Source organism: Paenibacillus kobensis NBRC 15729, from assembly GCF_004000825.1.
GTDB classification, from domain to species: domain Bacteria; phylum Bacillota; class Bacilli; order Paenibacillales; family Paenibacillaceae; genus Paenibacillus_T; species Paenibacillus_T kobensis.
This window is the reverse complement of record NZ_BILZ01000024.1, coordinates 1-16,879: the sequence shown is the minus strand read 5'-3', so window position 1 is coordinate 16,879 and position 16,879 is coordinate 1. Positions and strand designations below refer to the sequence as shown.

Annotated in this window: 31 protein-coding genes; 1 reads left to right on the top strand and 30 read right to left on the bottom strand. The window is 48.6% G+C overall.

The window, feature by feature from the left end; all coding sequences use genetic code 11:
• Positions 1-13: 13 nt before the first annotated feature.
• From PKO01S_RS14955 to PKO01S_RS14820, 30 genes are all read right to left on the bottom strand, one after another.
• A complete protein-coding gene (locus PKO01S_RS14955; protein WP_127532183.1) occupies positions 14-745 on the bottom strand; it encodes an SDR family NAD(P)-dependent oxidoreductase in 732 nt (243 codons plus the stop codon).
• A 38-nt stretch (positions 746-783) separates the two neighbouring features.
• The gene (locus PKO01S_RS14950; protein ID WP_127532182.1) at positions 784-1,140 is read right to left on the bottom strand and encodes a n-acetylglutamate synthase; all 357 of its coding nucleotides are present in this window, start codon (positions 1,138-1,140) and stop codon (positions 784-786) included.
• Entirely contained in the window at positions 1,137-1,544 is a 408-nt protein-coding gene (locus PKO01S_RS14945; RefSeq protein WP_127532180.1) for a DUF6010 family protein, read from the bottom strand. The genes PKO01S_RS14950 and PKO01S_RS14945 overlap by 4 nt, the downstream gene beginning before the upstream one ends.
• Before the next feature lie 67 nt (positions 1,545-1,611).
• Complete coding sequence (locus tag PKO01S_RS14940) at positions 1,612-1,809, bottom strand: hypothetical protein (RefSeq protein WP_127532178.1); 198 nt, start codon at positions 1,807-1,809, stop codon at positions 1,612-1,614.
• Positions 1,806-2,342, bottom strand: coding sequence for a YfiT family bacillithiol transferase (locus PKO01S_RS14935; protein ID WP_127532177.1), 537 nt, complete (start codon positions 2,340-2,342; stop codon positions 1,806-1,808). The genes PKO01S_RS14940 and PKO01S_RS14935 overlap by 4 nt, the downstream gene beginning before the upstream one ends.
• A gap of 4 nt (positions 2,343-2,346) precedes the next feature.
• Complete coding sequence (locus PKO01S_RS14930) at positions 2,347-2,838, bottom strand: hypothetical protein (protein WP_127532175.1); 492 nt, start codon at positions 2,836-2,838, stop codon at positions 2,347-2,349.
• A gap of 240 nt (positions 2,839-3,078) precedes the next feature.
• Positions 3,079-3,492 carry a 3-hydroxyacyl-ACP dehydratase FabZ family protein gene (locus PKO01S_RS14925; protein ID WP_127532173.1) on the bottom strand — a complete coding sequence of 138 codons (414 nt, stop codon included), beginning with the start codon at positions 3,490-3,492 and terminating at the stop codon, positions 3,079-3,081.
• A gap of 23 nt (positions 3,493-3,515) precedes the next feature.
• Positions 3,516-3,995 (bottom strand): NUDIX hydrolase, encoded by a 480-nt coding sequence (locus PKO01S_RS14920; protein ID WP_127532171.1) that lies wholly within the window; start codon positions 3,993-3,995, stop codon positions 3,516-3,518.
• Between the two features lie 23 nt (positions 3,996-4,018).
• A complete protein-coding gene (locus tag PKO01S_RS14915) occupies positions 4,019-4,522 on the bottom strand; it encodes a DinB family protein (protein WP_127532169.1) in 504 nt (167 codons plus the stop codon).
• Positions 4,519-5,154: an HAD hydrolase-like protein gene (locus tag PKO01S_RS14910; RefSeq protein ID WP_127532168.1), complete on the bottom strand. Its 636-nt coding sequence runs from the start codon at positions 5,152-5,154 to the stop codon at positions 4,519-4,521. Before PKO01S_RS14910 ends, PKO01S_RS14915 begins: the two co-directional genes overlap by 4 nt.
• Positions 5,120-5,260, bottom strand: coding sequence for a hypothetical protein (locus PKO01S_RS28810; RefSeq protein WP_164779619.1), 141 nt, complete (start codon positions 5,258-5,260; stop codon positions 5,120-5,122). The genes PKO01S_RS14910 and PKO01S_RS28810 overlap by 35 nt, the downstream gene beginning before the upstream one ends.
• A 164-nt stretch (positions 5,261-5,424) precedes the next feature.
• Positions 5,425-6,054 carry a LysE family translocator gene (locus PKO01S_RS14905; RefSeq protein WP_127532166.1) on the bottom strand — a complete coding sequence of 210 codons (630 nt, stop codon included), beginning with the start codon at positions 6,052-6,054 and terminating at the stop codon, positions 5,425-5,427.
• A gap of 31 nt (positions 6,055-6,085) precedes the next feature.
• Positions 6,086-6,559: a DUF1572 family protein gene (locus PKO01S_RS14900; RefSeq protein WP_127532164.1), complete on the bottom strand. Its 474-nt coding sequence runs from the start codon at positions 6,557-6,559 to the stop codon at positions 6,086-6,088.
• Between the two features lie 26 nt (positions 6,560-6,585).
• Positions 6,586-7,164, bottom strand: a complete 579-nt coding sequence (locus PKO01S_RS14895; RefSeq protein WP_127532162.1) for a YcxB family protein — start codon at positions 7,162-7,164, stop codon at positions 6,586-6,588.
• A 15-nt stretch (positions 7,165-7,179) separates the two neighbouring features.
• A complete protein-coding gene (locus tag PKO01S_RS14890; protein ID WP_164779618.1) occupies positions 7,180-7,620 on the bottom strand; it encodes an NUDIX hydrolase in 441 nt (146 codons plus the stop codon).
• A gap of 28 nt (positions 7,621-7,648) precedes the next feature.
• Positions 7,649-8,272: a nucleotidyltransferase family protein gene (locus PKO01S_RS14885; RefSeq protein WP_127532318.1), complete on the bottom strand. Its 624-nt coding sequence runs from the start codon at positions 8,270-8,272 to the stop codon at positions 7,649-7,651.
• 9 nt (positions 8,273-8,281) lie between these two features.
• On the bottom strand, positions 8,282-8,479 hold the full coding sequence (locus tag PKO01S_RS14880; RefSeq protein ID WP_127532159.1) for a DUF4177 domain-containing protein: 198 nt from the start codon (positions 8,477-8,479) through the stop codon (positions 8,282-8,284).
• A gap of 84 nt (positions 8,480-8,563) precedes the next feature.
• Positions 8,564-9,052: an HAD domain-containing protein gene (locus PKO01S_RS14875; RefSeq protein ID WP_127532157.1), complete on the bottom strand. Its 489-nt coding sequence runs from the start codon at positions 9,050-9,052 to the stop codon at positions 8,564-8,566.
• Positions 9,053-9,065: 13 nt separating this feature from the next.
• Complete coding sequence (locus PKO01S_RS14870) at positions 9,066-9,638, bottom strand: O-methyltransferase (RefSeq protein WP_127532156.1); 573 nt, start codon at positions 9,636-9,638, stop codon at positions 9,066-9,068.
• A 16-nt stretch (positions 9,639-9,654) separates the two neighbouring features.
• Positions 9,655-10,179 (bottom strand): GNAT family N-acetyltransferase, encoded by a 525-nt coding sequence (locus PKO01S_RS14865; protein WP_127532154.1) that lies wholly within the window; start codon positions 10,177-10,179, stop codon positions 9,655-9,657.
• A gap of 37 nt (positions 10,180-10,216) precedes the next feature.
• Positions 10,217-10,669 carry a metallophosphoesterase family protein gene (locus PKO01S_RS14860; RefSeq protein ID WP_218031482.1) on the bottom strand — a complete coding sequence of 151 codons (453 nt, stop codon included), beginning with the start codon at positions 10,667-10,669 and terminating at the stop codon, positions 10,217-10,219.
• A complete protein-coding gene (locus tag PKO01S_RS29120; RefSeq protein WP_218031481.1) occupies positions 10,666-10,803 on the bottom strand; it encodes a hypothetical protein in 138 nt (45 codons plus the stop codon). Before PKO01S_RS29120 ends, PKO01S_RS14860 begins: the two co-directional genes overlap by 4 nt.
• 39 nt (positions 10,804-10,842) lie before the next feature.
• Positions 10,843-11,262 carry an SRPBCC family protein gene (locus tag PKO01S_RS14855; RefSeq protein WP_127532153.1) on the bottom strand — a complete coding sequence of 140 codons (420 nt, stop codon included), beginning with the start codon at positions 11,260-11,262 and terminating at the stop codon, positions 10,843-10,845.
• A gap of 42 nt (positions 11,263-11,304) precedes the next feature.
• Positions 11,305-11,892 (bottom strand): hypothetical protein, encoded by a 588-nt coding sequence (locus tag PKO01S_RS14850; RefSeq protein ID WP_127532151.1) that lies wholly within the window; start codon positions 11,890-11,892, stop codon positions 11,305-11,307.
• 16 nt (positions 11,893-11,908) lie between these two features.
• A complete protein-coding gene (locus tag PKO01S_RS14845) occupies positions 11,909-12,337 on the bottom strand; it encodes a GNAT family N-acetyltransferase (RefSeq protein ID WP_127532149.1) in 429 nt (142 codons plus the stop codon).
• Positions 12,338-12,429: 92 nt separating this feature from the next.
• A complete protein-coding gene (locus PKO01S_RS14840; protein ID WP_127532147.1) occupies positions 12,430-13,236 on the bottom strand; it encodes a GNAT family N-acetyltransferase in 807 nt (268 codons plus the stop codon).
• A 128-nt stretch (positions 13,237-13,364) separates the two neighbouring features.
• Entirely contained in the window at positions 13,365-13,796 is a 432-nt protein-coding gene (locus PKO01S_RS14835; protein WP_127532145.1) for an NUDIX hydrolase, read from the bottom strand.
• Positions 13,797-13,851: 55 nt separating this feature from the next.
• A complete protein-coding gene (locus PKO01S_RS14830) occupies positions 13,852-14,406 on the bottom strand; it encodes a DUF4240 domain-containing protein (RefSeq protein WP_127532143.1) in 555 nt (184 codons plus the stop codon).
• 12 nt (positions 14,407-14,418) lie between these two features.
• The gene (locus PKO01S_RS14825; protein ID WP_127532142.1) at positions 14,419-14,991 is read right to left on the bottom strand and encodes a DinB family protein; all 573 of its coding nucleotides are present in this window, start codon (positions 14,989-14,991) and stop codon (positions 14,419-14,421) included.
• A gap of 117 nt (positions 14,992-15,108) precedes the next feature.
• Positions 15,109-15,408 (bottom strand): hypothetical protein, encoded by a 300-nt coding sequence (locus PKO01S_RS14820; RefSeq protein WP_127532140.1) that lies wholly within the window; start codon positions 15,406-15,408, stop codon positions 15,109-15,111.
• Between the two features lie 199 nt (positions 15,409-15,607).
• Between PKO01S_RS14820 and PKO01S_RS14815 the strand changes: the two genes are divergently transcribed.
• On the top strand, positions 15,608-16,879 hold a 1,272-nt coding region (locus PKO01S_RS14815), incomplete at its 3' end, for a DEAD/DEAH box helicase (RefSeq protein WP_164779617.1).

Sequence of the window (16,879 nt, the reverse complement as noted above, 5' to 3'; positions counted from 1 at the left end):
TGATGTCTGCCGATTACAGCTTTACCAGTTCCCCTGGTTCATAACGTTGCTCAATTGCCGCCATTAGCCGCTCCCCAAGCTGCTCAGCCGAATATAACTGTCCCTGTTCGTGCGCCTGTCTAAAAAAAGCAGCCATCGGGAATGAATCGTCCGGCAGGCTGCGTGCCAGCTGCTGCATTTCCGTATCGACCATACCGGGATCGACAGCAATAACCTCGACGCCTCCCGGCCGATTCGCTTGCTCGGCTCCAATGCATCGAGTGAACATATTGATCCCTGACTTCGCAGCACAATAGATGCTCATCGCTGGTGCCGGATAAGTGGCAGAGCCCGATGACACATTGACGATTTTCTTCCGAACGGGACGTCCTTCGGTCAGCCTAATAAAGCTGGCGCTTAGTATAATCGGTGCCGCAAGAGTGATTTGCAGACTTCTCTCAATCTCAGCAGTCGAGCATTGGTCAACCATCTGCAGTGGTTCGAGCATCGCAGCATTATTTATCAAACCAATCATTCCCTCGTCCTGGGCTGGTATCGAATCGATAACGGATTGCAGCATGCTCTCCAACTCGCCGGTACGGTTCAGATCGAATGAGATATGCCGATAGTTCGGGAAGGCCTTCAGCGACTCCGGTATTCCTCGGGAAATACCGTATACGAAATTCCCTTGCCCAAGCAGCAGCCTCGACAGCTGTTCGCCAATGCCTCTTGAAGATCCAGTCACTATATAATGTCCTGTTGACATAAGCATCGAGCTCCTTCATTCATCCTGTAAAAGGATGATTAGTCATCTTCCATTCCAATCTCTTCGACGACCGATTGCCCGGCAGAGTGGTCTCTGCACGTCCACTGCCAAGATTCATGCAACCGAAGCTTGCCGCTTGGCAGCAGCTCCGGAACGGTCTTGCAAATGCCCGTCATCAGCTCTCCGGCTTCGTTCACGTGATGATAGCGGGCATCGAGCGTGCCATCCTCGCGAATGACGCCCAGCAGATGGCCTTGCCGAATTCCGCCGCCGTCGTATTCCGCCCAGACGATATCGCCGTTCTGCCAGTATCGGAAAAGTGTCGCTTCATTTACTTCTCCGTTGCTCGTACTGCTGGTGCTGCGAAATGTTTTACCATCGAATTGCAGGTTCATTCGCTCCTCCTATAGGTTGCGGCCCTGTTCTTCATGAATACAGCAGCCACAATATATACACCGATGATGACATCGTAGATGCCGCAAAATGACGGATATCCGGAAGTCACTTGCGTATCGACAAGGATCGTATCGTGTGCGTAGTCCCATAATCCATGCAGCATATAACCGATTCCAATCCAATAAACGGAGAGATGGCGACCTGTCATGGTGAACACGAGAAACACGATCGCCGCAAGTCCTTCAATCCAGACCGCCGACGGTCTTCCGTCGTTAATCGCGAACCCGACATAGATGCCTGCTATCCCTACCAATAAACTTCCGTACAGCTCATTCCTCAATCGATAAGGTATAAAATGAAGAACGACGATCGTCACCGCGCCAAGCAGCGTCCCAATCCACATTGCAGCTGCCCCCTTAATCTGATGTTATGTTATCTCTAATGGTATTGGTCCGCATAGCCGCTAATGTTCAAAGTAAACGTCGTTCGAACTCCACCTCATGTTTGACCGGAATGCCGTCATGCCCAACCAGCGGGATCGACAAGGAATGAATCCGGCCGCGAGAGACAATGACCGGCCCGCGCATAGCAGCCGCTTGCTCCAACAGCTTCGTATCCATTGCCGTAATATGCAACGTAGATCCGTCTCTATCGTGCAGTGCGGTCATGATGTACTGCTCCAACCGCTACGCTCAATTAGCGACTGAATCTGTGCCATGTGATGGCGATTATGCCACACAAACCGTTGAAGAGCGGTATCGAGTGTAATCGAGCCGAGCAGTTGTGTCGTAAGCGTCCGGCCGAAGCCGTTATCGTTCATACTAGACAACACCACATAGAATCGGCAGTGAAGCGCTTCGAGCAGCGACAACGATACAGAGACCGGCACCCTCAAATAATCGTCCAGCTCCGCCCAGCTGTCCTCACGATAAGAACTGGCTAACGGCGCATCCTCCGTCAACGCTCTTTTGAATCGATGTACCGCATTCATATCGTTGTCCGCCATATGATGAACAACTTGCTGAATCGTCCAGCCGCCCCCCCGGTAAGGCGTCTGCAACTGCTCGTGAGATAACCCGCTCACCATTGCCCGCAATTGCTTGGCAAGCTCAGGCACTTGCTGAATGAAGTTCAGCCTTTCTTCTGCTGTAACTTCTACGAGCGATTCGAATCGGCCGAGCGGATACCGCAACAAATCCATGCCTTCATCTTCCTCTCTCATTCCCGGCAAACTCACCGTTACTCCTGTTAAAATACTGCTCGAGCGCTTGCATCATCTCTTCTTCCCGCTTCGGCTGGTAAATGCCGGCCTTAATCGGCTTCGGCCTTCCTTCAACGAACAATTCAACCGTAATTCGCTTTGCATCTTCAGTTCTCCGGTATCCGAGCAGACTGCCTCTCGCGATGAACGCATGCCCGACCTTGATGCCTTTCTCCCCCAAATAAACAGGATTATATACAAAAATCTGAAGTGGTGTGATCAATAAAATCAGAACACTCAGTTGCCTATCCTGAACGATGCCGATGAGCCAAATCATCATCGAAACAAAAAGTAAAAATAGGATCAATCTGTTATTGTAATGGCTGTAATCCAACCGTAAATCGACTTTGCCTGCTTTGCGTTTAGCATCAATCGATAGACCTGCAAGCCCTAGAAAAATACACAGCACAATGATGACTGCAATCGTTACAACCATTTTCGGGAGCCACCGCCTTCTCTATCAAACTGCGATTCTCGGCGAGAATGGTGATGTCTGCTCTACCCGCAGCCTGCATCTTATTCCATGATTATACAACTGCTCTGCAGAGCGGGAAACTAGTTTAGACATAATTTAAGGTAATGAATGACTTTCAATCAGGTGTATCAAAAAAGCACTCCATTCTATGAAGTGCCTAATGGTGAACTATAAATAAGCGTGGACGATGCCGAATGACGGTTACGTCCTCTCCTGATTTTGCAAATAAATCATTAACTCTTGCACGCGTATAATGACTTGCCCCTCGATTGAAGCTTCTCCGATGCCTACGACGAATCCCCGCTTATTCTTCTTCACCTCGTAATAAAGATCGACCCTGTCACCAGGACGAGCCACACCCGATACTTCAACCCCATTCAAAGAAGACAAGAACCCCAGACCGCCTCCTTCGCTAATGGCTGCGAACGCGCCCAACTGAGCCAGTGCTTCAATAATCATCGTGCTCGGCATGCTGCTGTTCTGCTCCGTGATGTACCATTCGTTCCATGACACGTTTTTGTACCCTCTGGCCCACCGGCCAGGCTCTGTCTCCAGCACCCGGTCTACCATTAGAAACGGATAGCGGTGCGGAATAACCGATGTGATGTTATTCATGAATACGCTCCTCAATGAAACTATTATCGCACGGATCGGCTAATGATCGACTTGATCCCTGCCGACATGTTTAATCCTCTTAATTCAGGAACGACAAACTCAGGGACAACGGTGCAGCCATCAAGCTTCTCCAATGGAATCCACCGATTTACAAAACCTTCTTCCGTACCGTCAAAATCGCCTTCCTGCTCGTACAACGGATGTCCCTCCGCTAACCGCACAACAAAGAACATCCCGATTTCGTGTACGTTCCTGTCGGGAAACTGCACAAAGTTTTCAACGATCCAGACGAGCTGCTTGCTAACGCTGGTCACGCCGAACTCCTCGCCCAGTTCCCTCTCAACCGTTTGCTCAGCCGTTTCATTGTATTCCACACGACCGCCGGGAATATACCAGCGTTCATTGCTCTCGGTCCGCTGAAGCAAGATTCGGCCGTTATGGATCAGAATGCTCGCCGCCCGATACTGGAATAAATTCGTTCCTGATTGATAGGAAATCATCATTAGGCATCGCTCCAATTAATCGATCATTCACTCATATCGTCCAGCAATCTTTTAATTTGATCGATATGCCGCTGTTCATGCAGCGCCAACAATTCTACCCATTGATATAAAGCTAGATCCTTAAAGAACACATGCCTGCTATGTCGCTCATACAAAATGGAAGAATCCTTGACCGTGAGAAGCAACTGCAGCAGCTTGCCCCTCGCTTGAACAAGCATAGCAGTCAATTCATCCAAGCTAAAATCGCTTTCCTCCGGCTTCGCGATGTCTGGGCTCTCCAGCTTCTTAGACTTATCCAGCACCAGCTCAATCGGCTTCCGTTCTATGCTTGCTGAAGGCTCGCTTCGAAGTCCCGCAGCGATCGCCTCCGTAAACAACAGCTCAGTCAATACCAAATGACGGCATGTTTGAGCAACACTCCATCTTCCGAGCTGTAACTTTCGATTAAGCTGATCGCTGCTCAGCGGCAGGATTTCGGCCAATAGCTGTTCTCTCGTCTCTTCTATCTTCTCAAGCAGCTCTTTCATCCGAATAACTCTTCGCTGATCAGCGACTTTAACTGACGTCGAATCGCTTCGACGTCATTAGCCTGATCGTCATGATAAATCCCTGCCATCCCAATCTCCCTTGGAACAACAAGATTGCCTTCATTGTTATCGATAAAAATGCTTTCATGCGGCGCCGCATGAAGCTTGCCTAGCGCGATATCGAAGATTTGACGGTGATGTTTATTGGAACCCACTTCCGCCGACACCACAATCGTATCGAAAATATGATCCAGAAGGTGAAAAGCACGCAAATATTCCATCCGGTCCTTCTTATTGTCCGTTATAATACCAAGCTTGAAGCCTTGCTCCTTCAGATCGCGAGCCAGCGCCAGCATGTCCGTATTCATCGGCGTGCTTTCGAACGATTCATTCAGATGCTGTTCCTCCAGCTTGCCCTGCAGCATCGTGCCAAGCTCTCCCCAGATGTCGGCGTGCGATTTCTCGCCGAGAAGCATATCTTTATTGAATGAACGGTACGCCGTCATCACTTCATCAAATGGAATGCTCGTAGCCTTGCTTAAATAGATGCAAGTCGTCTTTGAACCGGTCGCATCCAACGTTAGTACTCCGTCAAAGTCAAAATAGATCGCTTTCACTTTCGTTGTCGTCATTGGGCTTTATTTCTCCTGTCTCATTGGCGGTCGTCTTGCTTGGTTCTAGAAAAGGCTGATACATCATTAAAGCGTGATTGTCCGTAATAAACTCATCCGCTGTCATAACCAAGCTCCTGTTATTCAGCTTTTTACCCATCTTTTTCCTCTATTCAAACGATTGGAATAGAAAAAGAAGGGAGATTGCTTTCCCTTCAACGGACGAAGCTCCCTGGCAATCAACGTCTCTGAGCTGTCAAAGATTAATTCATGATTCAACATCTCACGACATCAGCCTCGATTCGCACGCAATAGTTGAATGCCCAGACCAATAAAAATAACGCCGGAAGCCTTGTTCAGCACGGACGAGAGACTGCTCTTACGAAGCCTTCGAGACATCAGATCCGAACCGATCACCAGCAACATACACCACAGCGTTCCTGTGGTAATAAACGTAAGCCCAAGTATAAAGAAAGGCAGTGCCCCATAATCATTGTTCGCTTGTATGAACTGCGGCAGAAATGCTAAATAAAACAAGGCAACTTTGGGGTTTAATAAATTGGTAAGGAAGCCTTGCACATATATCCGCCTTAGCTTCGTCCGCTCCGCGTCTTCAAGATTCACACCTGACACCGGTTTAGCCAGAATCGACCGTATCCCCAGGTAAATTAAATAACCAGCTCCGGCCCACTTCATCACTTGGAACAGAGCAGCTGATTTCATTAGAATAATCGAGAGTCCTGCTGCCGCAAACATCGTATGTGCGACTGCGCCAGACACGATGCCTAGAACTGACATCATGCCCGCGCTTCTGCCTTGCGACATCGTACGTCCCAAAATATAGATCGTATCGCTTCCGGGCGTTATATTAAGCAAAATGCCTGACAAGAGAAATAACGGATAATGCTCGATACCGAACATATGTTTATGCTCCTTTCAAGGTCATGACTACCTATACCGACGTCGTATGATAGGAATCTCCCAGACTTAATTTGGCTAAATAAAATACTTGTCCCATATGCTCCGAATAGTGCGCCGCACACTGATGAAGCATATCGAGATTGGAACGCAGCTTGCCTCTTACCTCTTGCAGCTGCTCCAATGTCTCATCGGATACATCATTGAGCACATTGATAATGAGAAGCATGTTGCGGTCCACCAAATCAATGGCCTCTTCCTTCGTCATGTGCGCTTGTTCCAGCAGGCTTCTTCTATCACACGCCAGCTCCTCTAGCAAAATACTGTTTCTAACCCGAATCATAATGTTATCTTCAATGTGACGGAGAATAGAAGGAATGCTCTGAACCGATGCGCTCGGCACCCAGTTCAACTGTTGCTCGTTAAGCTGATCGATCGCTTTCAGCAAGCGTCTCCGAATTTCTTCGAACTTCTTCGTCAACCATTCGCGGTGGAATTCATATTTCACGGTTCGATCCCCCTACACATCCTTATTTATCGCGTCAAATATTGCATGAGCCCCACTGTAATTAAGAATATAAGAATATAAAACAAGAAGCGGAAGCCGAGGCTTGTCCATCTGCTCTTTCTCTTTATTTTCGCTTTTGCTAATTCGACGATGAATTGGATCTCCTCGCCGGACAGATCGCGGACGGGCAGCACGTGAGCAGAATTGGCATTCATATATAAATAAATGGCCTGCTTCGTCTTAAGGTATTTCACAAAATCTTCCCATTTCAAATTTGCAGCCAACGATTCCGATTCCATCTTGACTGTCTCGTCGGTTACCGTATACGTCTTGATCTCTTTCAGAAAACGGCTTTTCTTCGCCTTCTGCATCGTCGTGAATAGGGTTAGCAATAGTGCAAGTCCGACGAACATAATGATCCACGCCATCATCGGCACATCTTCGATCTGATTGTTGACCGCGCTATAAACGATGTAACTGATCGAGCCGACAAGCAGCACTGCATATACCCATATGAACGCTTGCCTGCACAGGGTGGACATTTGGAAATTACGCAAATCGTTATTCGATAGCTGCACTTGGACGGATACTTCTTGAAGCTTCATGTACTCTCAGCTCTCCTATTCGTTACTCTTAGTTGATGGGTATTGGACTTGCCGTGCCTTGAAAGCTAACCATCTGTCGTACATATCGTAGTAGATGTCTCCGTAATTTAAACCAATAGGCAAGCCTTCGTTTAAACGCACTTCCGCGATTTCGCTCTCCGGCAGCGGGCCTAGCTGGTCGACCTTGGCATGCAGTACGGCGCCATAGGTCCCGTTCAGCTCATATATTCCAATCGGCGTCAGCGAGAAATCAATAGCGCCGCTCTCTTCGTACAATTCCCTGCCCGCCGCTTCATGAATGGATTCTCCTGCTTCGATCTTACCTCCTGGAAGCTCCCAGACGGCACGCTCCCGATGGCGAATAAGGATCAACTGATTCCCGTATTCGGCAAAGAGAATAACGTACTTCAACAGACTCGCATCGATATCATGCATTTCAAACCATGAATGGCTCATTTTCGATTCCCTCTCGGTGCAAAGGTTATTATCCATCAGCGTACTCACCAGATTGTAGCCAAGGTACGATTATCAATTCGTTCCATATCGCTATCCATTGGTTTACTTTCTTCTCGTAGATTTGCTGCGTGATTTGTATTTTATTCGGTCTAACGACTCGGTTGAACAGGTCGGCAAGTCCGAACGGGGCGTACAATTGCCATTCGTCTTTCACAATACGAAGTCCGAGTGCGGTTGCTGTCGTCGGCCATGTATCGATCGCGCTCTCCAATGAAGAGTAAGGCGGGATTTCGTAGCCAAAACGTTCCTTGTACCACATATGCACTCTCGCTTGATTTTTGACATCCAGCTTAAGCGGAAAATCCGGAAATGCGTCTGCCAGCATCGTTCGGATGCCCGCTTCACCCTCGGATGTTATGTCGTTGGCATCATAATAGACAACATCAACATCTTTGATTCCGTGACATAGCGGATACCCGCTCAAATCATTCCATATCGTCTGCGTGATGCATCCTGCACCAATAAAGTAGTTACGGAGCGGCAGCTGGTCAATACGAAGCAGAAAATCATAAATAACCTCGTTCCTCATGACGATTTCCATTAGCTTCTCCAACTGCGGGTCGGCGGACATTGTTGTATGGATTGTTGCCATTACGTTCAACTACTGTTTTCTTCTTTTGAAAACGATAATGACTTCCCGCGATTGGCCTTGATAACTGCTCGTATCGAAGCAAGAAGCGAGCTCCCAGCCCTCGAATCCGTAAATGTTCAACTCCTGCTCCAGCAGTTCTTCGTTAACCTTGCCGCCCATAAAACCGCCCGTTTTTAACTTGATCGTTTTATATTCCCATTGTTCCATTCTAGTACGCCCCTATTAGCAGATTTTGTATTGAATCTACCACAAAACACTAATATTTAGCATAAATTTCATATAAAATATAGATTACTTATCTCTTACCGTACCTAGAATTTGAATAGCTTTATCCTTTACTTCTGTTGTAATCCCGCGATATCCTTGGCACTTCAGGAAATGAGTCCTCGTATAAGGCCCCATCTCCCATTCATCATCCACAATGACAAAGGATTGGATATGCCCATCCAGATAATTTCTAAGCCAGCTCTCGATTTCTCTCCAACGCGTCGACGGTTGCAGGTTAGAGTCAAGAACAGGGGTTATCCCTATAATTCGATGCTCCAAGCCATATTGCATAAAGTTTCGAATCAGCTCTGTCCACAATCGATTCTCCGTATTGTAGTGAATTCTCCAGGTCGAGCTAATTACAACATAGGCATCCGTGGCGTCAATAAGCTCTTGTAAGTTCTTCATCGCCTCGGCATCGAAATTTATGTCGGCCTGTTCATGAAGTTGGCGCAGCCGGACTGCCCGATCGGTATTTAGAACGCCATCAATATCTAAAAAGATGATTCTCATTCATCGGCCGTCCTTACTTTGTCCTTCTTGTGGCAACGATTAGCCCCGTCGACCAATTCAGTTCAACGATTCGAAAATCATGCAGACCCCTCATCTTCATCCGTAAGCTCTGCACCTTATCTCCATGACCCAGGCTCCATGAATCGACAGGATTCAAATCATCAATGATATAGAATCCTCCTTCAGCCACCATCTCCAGCGCCTCTTCTAAATGATAGAACTTCCCTGGCCACGTGTCGGCGAAGATAAGGTCAAACTTCTTTCCTTTATTCTGTTCAATAAATATGGAGCCGTCCTCCGTTACAAACTCAACACGCTCATCCTTAATAATCGAACGGGCGATGCTCTGAATGGAATCATCCATTTCGACAGACACCAGCCGAGACTGAGAGTCCATACCTTCCAATATCCACGTTATTGAGGCACCTGCTCCAGTTCCCAACTCCAAGAATGTCCCCGCTCTCTTGGAACTTGCGAGCGTACGAAGCAACTGGCCGGTTTCTATATCACAGTTCATTGTGAACCGCAGTTGTTGAGCTTTCTGTATAATCTCATTAAGTTCTGGAGGCTGCATGATTAGAATCATTCTCCCTTGTCTTCTGCTATTCGTTCTCGATCCAAAATCGGTTGATGACATTGCCGCTTTCTTCTGTGAAGCTAGCATCTTGTATGCCGCCGTTAAGCACGATCGTTCTCGCTGAAGCGGTATTGCTCTCGTCACATACAACAAGCACCTTCGTGATGCCTAACTGTTTCGTAATGTCCAATGCTTGTGCGAGCAGCTTCGTTGCGTACCCTTTTCTTCTTGCCGAAGGACGAATTCCATAGCCAATATGACCGCCGCTGTTCAACAACTTCTCCGTCAGCCGATGCCTAATGTTGACCGCTCCAACGACCTTCCCGCTGCCTTCGACCAGCCAGTAGGTGGAATCCGGAACCCACCCTTCAGGCAAGTTCTCTTCCTTCTCGTTATTGAACAGAAATTGAACCATCGCCGGAAAATCAGAAGGATCTTGGCTAATGACCCACGGCACCATATCTTCACCGCTATCCTTCCACTCCTGATAGAAATCCATATATTCGTTCTGCAAATCTACTGCAGGCTTAACTAACCGGACGTTTTCCATCTCTACAACTCCTAAGTTAGAACACTTGGTTCAAATCTCAATACTCGACAATAAAATAACCAAACGCATTCATGATCTTCGTATCATGCCGTTGATATATCCGCTGTCCATTTCCATAATTCAAATGCTGGTGCCCATGAAACATATATTTCGGTTTGTAACGGTCGATCAGATCGACGAAGCATTGAAACCCTCGATGACACACGTCATCTCCGTCGCCAATCTGGAAAGCTGGAGCATGCGTGACAACAATGTCCACTCCACGGCTTCGCCACAGCTTCAGCTTTAATCGGGCAATTCGCCGTTTCATTTGCGGTTCCGAATATTGATGTGCGCCGGGGCTGTACCTATGGCTCCCGCCAAGCCCCAATATGCGGATGCCGCGGTACGTGATTAACCGGTCTTCAATACATTCGCATCCTTCGGGAGGCGCCGTAATATAGGTCAGATCATGATTGCCGTGCACATACAGCAGCGGAACAGGAATCATACTGACAAGGAATGATAGATACGAAGCTTCATGTCGCCGCAAGAAATAATGAGGTCGATGTCCTTAAATCGTTCCCGGTCAAAATAATCCCAAATGTACTTGGATTCCTCATCGGATACGATCAATATTTTCATGGGCATCTCCCCTCATTTGTATTCATCTAAATTTTGCTGTTATCCAATTGCTGATTTCAAGTCAGCAAGCACTTGCCCCCATCTTGCTATCATCTCTTCCCGTACCGCCGCGTCCGGTAAGTTCTCTTGATGAAAGCTGATCGTCGTTTTATTGCTGCCGCTTGCTATCGTCCGAATTTGTAAAGTCGACGGCTTATCCCAATTCTCCGGCTTCCAGGTCATTCGAATATTCTCGGCATGATTGACCACCCGAATCTCTCCCGAAATCCCTTCGCCTGTCGTATATTGCTCGCCAACCCGCAGCTCAGTTAACGCCGTGCTGCCCAGCCACAGACTTATCCCTTCTGGGGAAATAATAAGATGCCAGGCCTCTTCCAGTGGCAGCGGGAACGTTCTTCTTACGCCTGCTTGATATCCAGCAGATTGCGTTAGACCGACAGGCTTATTTGAATTTGCCATATGTATGCTCCTCTCCCCTTAAAAACTTCATCCTGACATTGGTCAACGGATGATGTGCTGCAGAATGTAGGTATCCGAATATCGTTGTTTCAGTTGATGGATGGCCTCATTCCACTGCTGTGCCGCATCAGATGCATCTGCAAGTTTTTGCTTATCCAAATTTGTTTTTAACGAGGTCATGATGTCGCTAAGCTCCAACCCGATCTGCTTCCATTGTTCCAAATCGTCTTCTGTCCGAACCATGTCCAGCAGAAGCGACTTTAGATCACCAAAGAAACGGTACATCTGGACAGGGGAACCTGGATTGCCCTCATCATCACTGATGAATGGCTCCAATAAGGCGGCCGCGTTCTGGGCTACACTATAATCCGAAGCGATTTCTAGTATCCACGTTTCGATTCCTTCTCTCGCTTCAGGAGAGTTAAGCTTGATTAACTGAACGATCGCATCGATTTTGGTCGCTGGAATCTCCAATCCGTAACTATAGACACTGCTCATTAGGTTCTCGTAAGTTTGGTTGTTCATTTTCTTGTATTCCGTATAGCGGTTATAAAAAACGGAGCTTACAATCAATGAAGCAATGACACAGATGACTGCAAGTGAGAGCAACAGTCTATATCGCTTCTTCATCCGCCCACTCCATCCGTCACTTGATCTCCTTATCGAGTACAACCCCGAACATCCCTGTCATGCCGCTATGCGCTTGAAACCCGTATTTGTTATAGAACGGCTCTTTGCCTTCCGATGCGAACAATCCGACGAACGATTTCTCCGGAGCGTTGTTTTGCAAATAATCAACGATTGCCGACATAATCAATTGCCCGATGCCTTGGTTCTGATGCTCCGGCTTGACGGCAATATCTTGAATGTAGAAGTAAATATGTCCGTCACCAACGACCCGGCCCATCCCAACCGCCTCGTTCTCATGCTGAATGACGACTCCGAATAAAGACTTGTCCAAAGACTGCTCTGCTGCCTCGAAATTCATATAGTCCTGCCACCCTACAGCGTCACAAATTGCCCGATATTCCTCAATCGTCGGCACCCTTAATAAGGTCGCATAATTTGTAGTCATGGATAGTCCGCTTCCTTCTCTTAGCATCTCATGCTGTACGTAATTATTAGATTTTAATAGCCTTCAATAAATCATTATGATGCCGACTGACATTACTTCTCCGTCCATGACGTTCTGACGTAGCCTAATTTCATTCCGGCAGACTCCATATTGCGATGGCTTTGGGACAAAAAGGCGCATTGTCCCACGACCAGCCTACAGCCGCTATGATAGGCGTCCGTTATTCTTCGTTGCAGAAGCTGTTGGTGCAATCCTAGATTTCGAAACTGCGGCAACGTAGCAGCGAACGTTAAAGACGCTTTCTCTGATTGGATATACATCACGCTTACAGCCGCCGGAGACTCATTCACATAGGCGATATAAAACTTCCATCCCGGACGGCCATGCAACACCTTGTTATTCTGCGCCACATACGGAATCCCGTCATCGGGCAAGCCGGTCCCTCTGCAATGTATCGTCGCATACTGCTCGAATTGATCTTCCGGCAGTTCTTCGATTCGGATGGTGTCCCGCGATGACTCCAGCACGCTAGGTTGCGCAACCAACGAGCAATGGAAACCCGCCTGATACAAGCCGAGCTCGGATAATCGGTTCAGTACACTATGGTCCGTCAGAGACGGGATAATTTCGAATTGAACTTTACGGTCTCTCTGCCGATAGAATTCGAGAATCGGTTCGATATAATCGATGTCGCGGTCCGTTAAGCCTTTGACCGTATTAAACGTCGCCCAAGGCATCGTTCGACTGTATAATGCAACCGCGTTGCCGAACGTCTCGATTTCGATTCCTTCCGGATTGTCTGGTCTGCTCTGGATGGCAGTCATACGGTCTGTCATATATTCGATCTCAGACCGTTCTATCTCGTTGGCCAGCTCTATGGATGGCAATGTTGCACTCATTCTCGCACCTCGGTCACCGTCTCATTTTACAAAAAATGACGAGGTCTGTTCGACTTCGCCATCTATTACCTAGAATGTACCATGTTTAATGTATGTTAGGAAACTGCTGACTTCTTTATGATCCGGCTTTAACTTTTCACTCGTCCCTCATTATGATAGCTGACTTCTCTATTGTTCCGGACGATTTCCCTAAAGCCTTCCTTATAGTAGGGATATAAACGGTCCGCCTCGGTCAGATCGATCCATTGAATGTCACTGATCTCGTCCGGTCTGACGATCTCCTCGCTGCCTCCGACGATTGCCGCCCTGAACGTAATGAATATCACATGTTCTTCGTAAATCTCCAGCATCGCTTCATTGACTGCCGTTATGCCAAAAACTCGAACATCGAGCCCCGTCTCTTCTTTCGCCTCCCGGACCGCCGCCTGTTCCAGCGACTCTCCGTCTTCAACGGCGCCGCCCGGCAGCGACCAGCTGTCTCGGTCTCTATTACGTACCATCAGTACTTTCTGCTTCGTCTCATCCAGAATGAGCGAATAGACAACCGTCACTCTTCTCATCGTCAACCCATCCTTCCCCGATATCGATATTGCCCTATTGCATAGGAACCGCATATCAGGTTAGCGGTTCATCTCCGAACTTCTCCCATAAGATCGGATACTTCCCCGGCAAATCGTCTTCTTCCCAATCAAACTCGATATCCGGATGTGCATAATCATAGCCGCGCGCCTCTAATGTATTCATGAACTCGGTCTGCACGTCTTCGTCATACGCCAATTCGCCAGTCTTGAGATAGGTATAGGCATCCAATGCAGCAGACAATGCTTCCTCGCATTGAGGCATCAACTCATCCTCCCGATTGACCTCCAGGATATATTCCGCCAAATATTGAGGATCTGCCAGTACTTTATCGAAGACTTGCTCCCCTTGAATAATGAGCCATCCTCTAAAATAATCGAAACCATCATCGGAGCACCCGCCCATAATGACGAATGCCGCCCCCCATAAAGATGATGTATACGACTGCTTCATAAACTGGCCGAACGCCATTTCGAAGTCGAGAATTTCGTCCACGGTTTTGTTGCACAGCTCATTCGTTATCCATTCCACCTGCTCTTCGCCATGCTCTTTCGATTGCTTAATCAGTGCCCAGAATTGCGTATGGTTCAATGGAAGTTCCTCCTATTGGCTAGTGTGAAATCTGCGGTACTCTTCCATTACGCCTTGCATTTGAGAGATATGGCGTCTCGCATGCAGGCATAAGAAATAAAGATATTGATAAACGTCGATCTTGCCGAGGTTGTTCACGGTCATCATTGTCTTGTACAAAATCCCCTCGCCATTCGGCAACTGACGCAGCATTTGTTGGCATTCCTCAATCTGCTCTTCCAGCAACAATTTGACTTCTGCAGTCGATTTCTCACCGTTCGGCTCCATATGCTCCGGCCTTATCCATTTGAATGAATTATGCCGAGCAATTTGGTCCAGTGCCTCCAGATTGTATTCGTAGTTCGAGACCGCTTGATTAAGGTCAGACTTTAACGCTGAATCTTTCGCCTTTCTTGTCCCTTTCCGGATAAGAATAAGCAGAAAATGATTCGTTAACGTCACATGCTCCAAAATTTGTTCAATACTCCAGCGGTCATGAGGCTTGAACCGAAGCATCTCCGGCGTTAGCCGAAACCACTCCTCGTAATCTCGCAAGATGCCAGAAAGCTCATCGTCAATATGTAGAATTGTTTGCTGAATGGTCATCTATCGCCCCTCCTTAATGATGTCTCGAATGCTAGGCCCGGCTGTCAGAATACAACAAAGAGACCTCTGTCCAGAAGTCTCCGCTGCGTTGCTCTATGCTGAACGATCTCGATGCAGCTACAGCTGAAATTTATCGATCAAATCGTGCCGTCCCATTCGTGCCAGCACCTCTCGCTGCTTTGGGCCGATGACGTCAAAATGCGGATAAAGCTCGCGCTTATGAATGTACTTCGGATCCAATCCATGCAACTTGCACCAATCGGCTAGCCGCTGCAGATTGCTGCAGCCGACCTTCGTTACCGTCCGGTTGCCGGGAAACCGCTCGTCATACCAATAATGCGTCATCACGGCGATTTCGCCGATCTGAACTTGACGCTTCCAGTCCTGCAGCTCGCGTCGGTTAACGCCAAATGCCATTGCGCTGTCTCCTTACTTCCATTCAAATCTTATTAACATACTTACGGGATCATTTGTTCGTACAAAGTATACCATAACAACACGGACAGAATAAAGCTGGTGGAGTCGAATAGGCCGAAAGATGCGTTTATCCCCTATTACTGGTATACTGGATAGGATAATCGGCGGCATGGAGCCGCGCATACAGAGGAGTTTTGGAATGGCAACTACATTTACGTCGCTTGGCGTCTCGGAAGAGCTGTCTGGCGTTCTACAATCATACGGCATCACGAAGCCGACGCCTGTACAGGAACAAGCAATTCCGAAGGCGCTAAAAGGGACGGACGTTATCGTGCAAGCACAGACCGGTACGGGCAAAACGCTTGCGTTCGCCCTGCCGTTGCTTGCACGTATCGATACGCAAAAAAGCCAAACGCAAGCGCTCGTGCTCACACCGACGCGGGAGCTGGCTATTCAAATTACAGCAGAGATGAAGAAGCTTGCTCCAGCGGCAGGCGCAACCGTACTGGCCGCATATGGCGGACAAGACGTTGAAGCGCAAATCCGCAAGCTTGCAAATAAAGAACCGCATATTATCGTCGCAACGCCGGGACGGCTGCTTGATCATTTGCGCCGCGAGACGGTTTCACTCGGCAAAATCCGAATGCTCGTGCTCGACGAAGCAGACCAGATGCTGCACATGGGTTTTCTGACCGAAGTGGAATCGATCATTTCGCAGATGCCAAGACAGAACCGCCAGACGATGCTGTTCTCTGCCACGATGCCGGAAGCGATCCGCAAGCTCGGCACAGAATACATGAACAATCCCGATGATATTCGAATCCGTCCAGAACGGGTAACGGTTGACACGATCAAGCAGGTAGCTGTTGAGACGACAGATCGCCGGAAAGAAGATACGCTCGTCGAGCTGATCGGACGTTACCGCCCATACCTCGCCGTCGTGTTCTGCCGAACGAAGATTCGTGCCAAAAAGCTGAACGAAGCGCTCCAAGAACGCGGCATCGATAGCGACGAACTGCATGGCGATCTGTCGCAAGCGAAGCGCGAGCAGGTTATGAAACGTTTCCGCGAAGCGAAGCTTCAAGTGCTCGTCGCGACAGACGTCGCAGCGCGCGGTCTAGACGTTGAAGGCGTCTCGCACGTGTTCAACTACGATATTCCGCAAGATGCCGAAACATACATTCACCGCATCGGCCGCACTGGCCGCGCCGGCAACGAAGGCATGTCGGTCACGCTGACGACGGCACGCGACAGCGGAGCGATGGCGCATATCGAACGCGCGCTTGGCACCACTGTCGAGCGCCGCGACGATTCGGCAATCGCGCGCGGCGAAGCGCCAATCCGCGTGAAGTCCGCGCGAGGCGGCGCGGATCGCGATAGCGCAGCTGGCCCTCGCGGCGGTCGCGACAGCGGCGCTGCTTCACGCGGCGCAGCTGGCCCTCGCGGCGGTCGCGACAGCGGCGCGGCTTCA

What these genes read in the sequence shown, in the direction of transcription:
- PKO01S_RS14955 (WP_127532183.1), bottom strand. Translation starts at nt 745, where the DNA reads ATGTCAACAGGACATTATATAGTGACTGGATCTTCAAGAGGCATTGGC.
- PKO01S_RS14950 (WP_127532182.1), bottom strand. Translation starts at nt 1,140, where the DNA reads ATGAACCTGCAATTCGATGGTAAAACATTTCGCAGCACCAGCAGTACG.
- PKO01S_RS14945 (WP_127532180.1), bottom strand. Translation starts at nt 1,544, where the DNA reads ATGTGGATTGGGACGCTGCTTGGCGCGGTGACGATCGTCGTTCTTCAT.
- PKO01S_RS14940 (WP_127532178.1), bottom strand. Translation starts at nt 1,809, where the DNA reads ATGACCGCACTGCACGATAGAGACGGATCTACGTTGCATATTACGGCA.
- PKO01S_RS14935 (WP_127532177.1), bottom strand. Translation starts at nt 2,342, where the DNA reads ATGGATTTGTTGCGGTATCCGCTCGGCCGATTCGAATCGCTCGTAGAA.
- PKO01S_RS14930 (WP_127532175.1), bottom strand. Translation starts at nt 2,838, where the DNA reads ATGGTTGTAACGATTGCAGTCATCATTGTGCTGTGTATTTTTCTAGGG.
- PKO01S_RS14925 (WP_127532173.1), bottom strand. Translation starts at nt 3,492, where the DNA reads ATGAATAACATCACATCGGTTATTCCGCACCGCTATCCGTTTCTAATG.
- PKO01S_RS14920 (WP_127532171.1), bottom strand. Translation starts at nt 3,995, where the DNA reads ATGATGATTTCCTATCAATCAGGAACGAATTTATTCCAGTATCGGGCG.
- PKO01S_RS14915 (WP_127532169.1), bottom strand. Translation starts at nt 4,522, where the DNA reads ATGAAAGAGCTGCTTGAGAAGATAGAAGAGACGAGAGAACAGCTATTG.
- PKO01S_RS14910 (WP_127532168.1), bottom strand. Translation starts at nt 5,154, where the DNA reads ATGACGACAACGAAAGTGAAAGCGATCTATTTTGACTTTGACGGAGTA.
- PKO01S_RS28810 (WP_164779619.1), bottom strand. Translation starts at nt 5,260, where the DNA reads ATGACAGCGGATGAGTTTATTACGGACAATCACGCTTTAATGATGTAT.
- PKO01S_RS14905 (WP_127532166.1), bottom strand. Translation starts at nt 6,054, where the DNA reads ATGTTCGGTATCGAGCATTATCCGTTATTTCTCTTGTCAGGCATTTTG.
- PKO01S_RS14895 (WP_127532162.1), bottom strand. Translation starts at nt 7,164, where the DNA reads ATGAAGCTTCAAGAAGTATCCGTCCAAGTGCAGCTATCGAATAACGAT.
- PKO01S_RS14890 (WP_164779618.1), bottom strand. Translation starts at nt 7,620, where the DNA reads ATGAGCCATTCATGGTTTGAAATGCATGATATCGATGCGAGTCTGTTG.
- PKO01S_RS14885 (WP_127532318.1), bottom strand. Translation starts at nt 8,272, where the DNA reads ATGGCAACAATCCATACAACAATGTCCGCCGACCCGCAGTTGGAGAAG.
- PKO01S_RS14880 (WP_127532159.1), bottom strand. Translation starts at nt 8,479, where the DNA reads ATGGAACAATGGGAATATAAAACGATCAAGTTAAAAACGGGCGGTTTT.
- PKO01S_RS14875 (WP_127532157.1), bottom strand. Translation starts at nt 9,052, where the DNA reads ATGAGAATCATCTTTTTAGATATTGATGGCGTTCTAAATACCGATCGG.
- PKO01S_RS14870 (WP_127532156.1), bottom strand. Translation starts at nt 9,638, where the DNA reads ATGATTCTAATCATGCAGCCTCCAGAACTTAATGAGATTATACAGAAA.
- PKO01S_RS14865 (WP_127532154.1), bottom strand. Translation starts at nt 10,179, where the DNA reads ATGGAAAACGTCCGGTTAGTTAAGCCTGCAGTAGATTTGCAGAACGAA.
- PKO01S_RS14860 (WP_218031482.1), bottom strand. Translation starts at nt 10,669, where the DNA reads ATGATTCCTGTTCCGCTGCTGTATGTGCACGGCAATCATGATCTGACC.
- PKO01S_RS29120 (WP_218031481.1), bottom strand. Translation starts at nt 10,803, where the DNA reads ATGAAAATATTGATCGTATCCGATGAGGAATCCAAGTACATTTGGGAT.
- PKO01S_RS14855 (WP_127532153.1), bottom strand. Translation starts at nt 11,262, where the DNA reads ATGGCAAATTCAAATAAGCCTGTCGGTCTAACGCAATCTGCTGGATAT.
- PKO01S_RS14850 (WP_127532151.1), bottom strand. Translation starts at nt 11,892, where the DNA reads ATGAAGAAGCGATATAGACTGTTGCTCTCACTTGCAGTCATCTGTGTC.
- PKO01S_RS14845 (WP_127532149.1), bottom strand. Translation starts at nt 12,337, where the DNA reads ATGACTACAAATTATGCGACCTTATTAAGGGTGCCGACGATTGAGGAA.
- PKO01S_RS14840 (WP_127532147.1), bottom strand. Translation starts at nt 13,236, where the DNA reads ATGAGTGCAACATTGCCATCCATAGAGCTGGCCAACGAGATAGAACGG.
- PKO01S_RS14835 (WP_127532145.1), bottom strand. Translation starts at nt 13,796, where the DNA reads ATGAGAAGAGTGACGGTTGTCTATTCGCTCATTCTGGATGAGACGAAG.
- PKO01S_RS14825 (WP_127532142.1), bottom strand. Translation starts at nt 14,991, where the DNA reads ATGACCATTCAGCAAACAATTCTACATATTGACGATGAGCTTTCTGGC.
- PKO01S_RS14820 (WP_127532140.1), bottom strand. Translation starts at nt 15,408, where the DNA reads ATGGCATTTGGCGTTAACCGACGCGAGCTGCAGGACTGGAAGCGTCAA.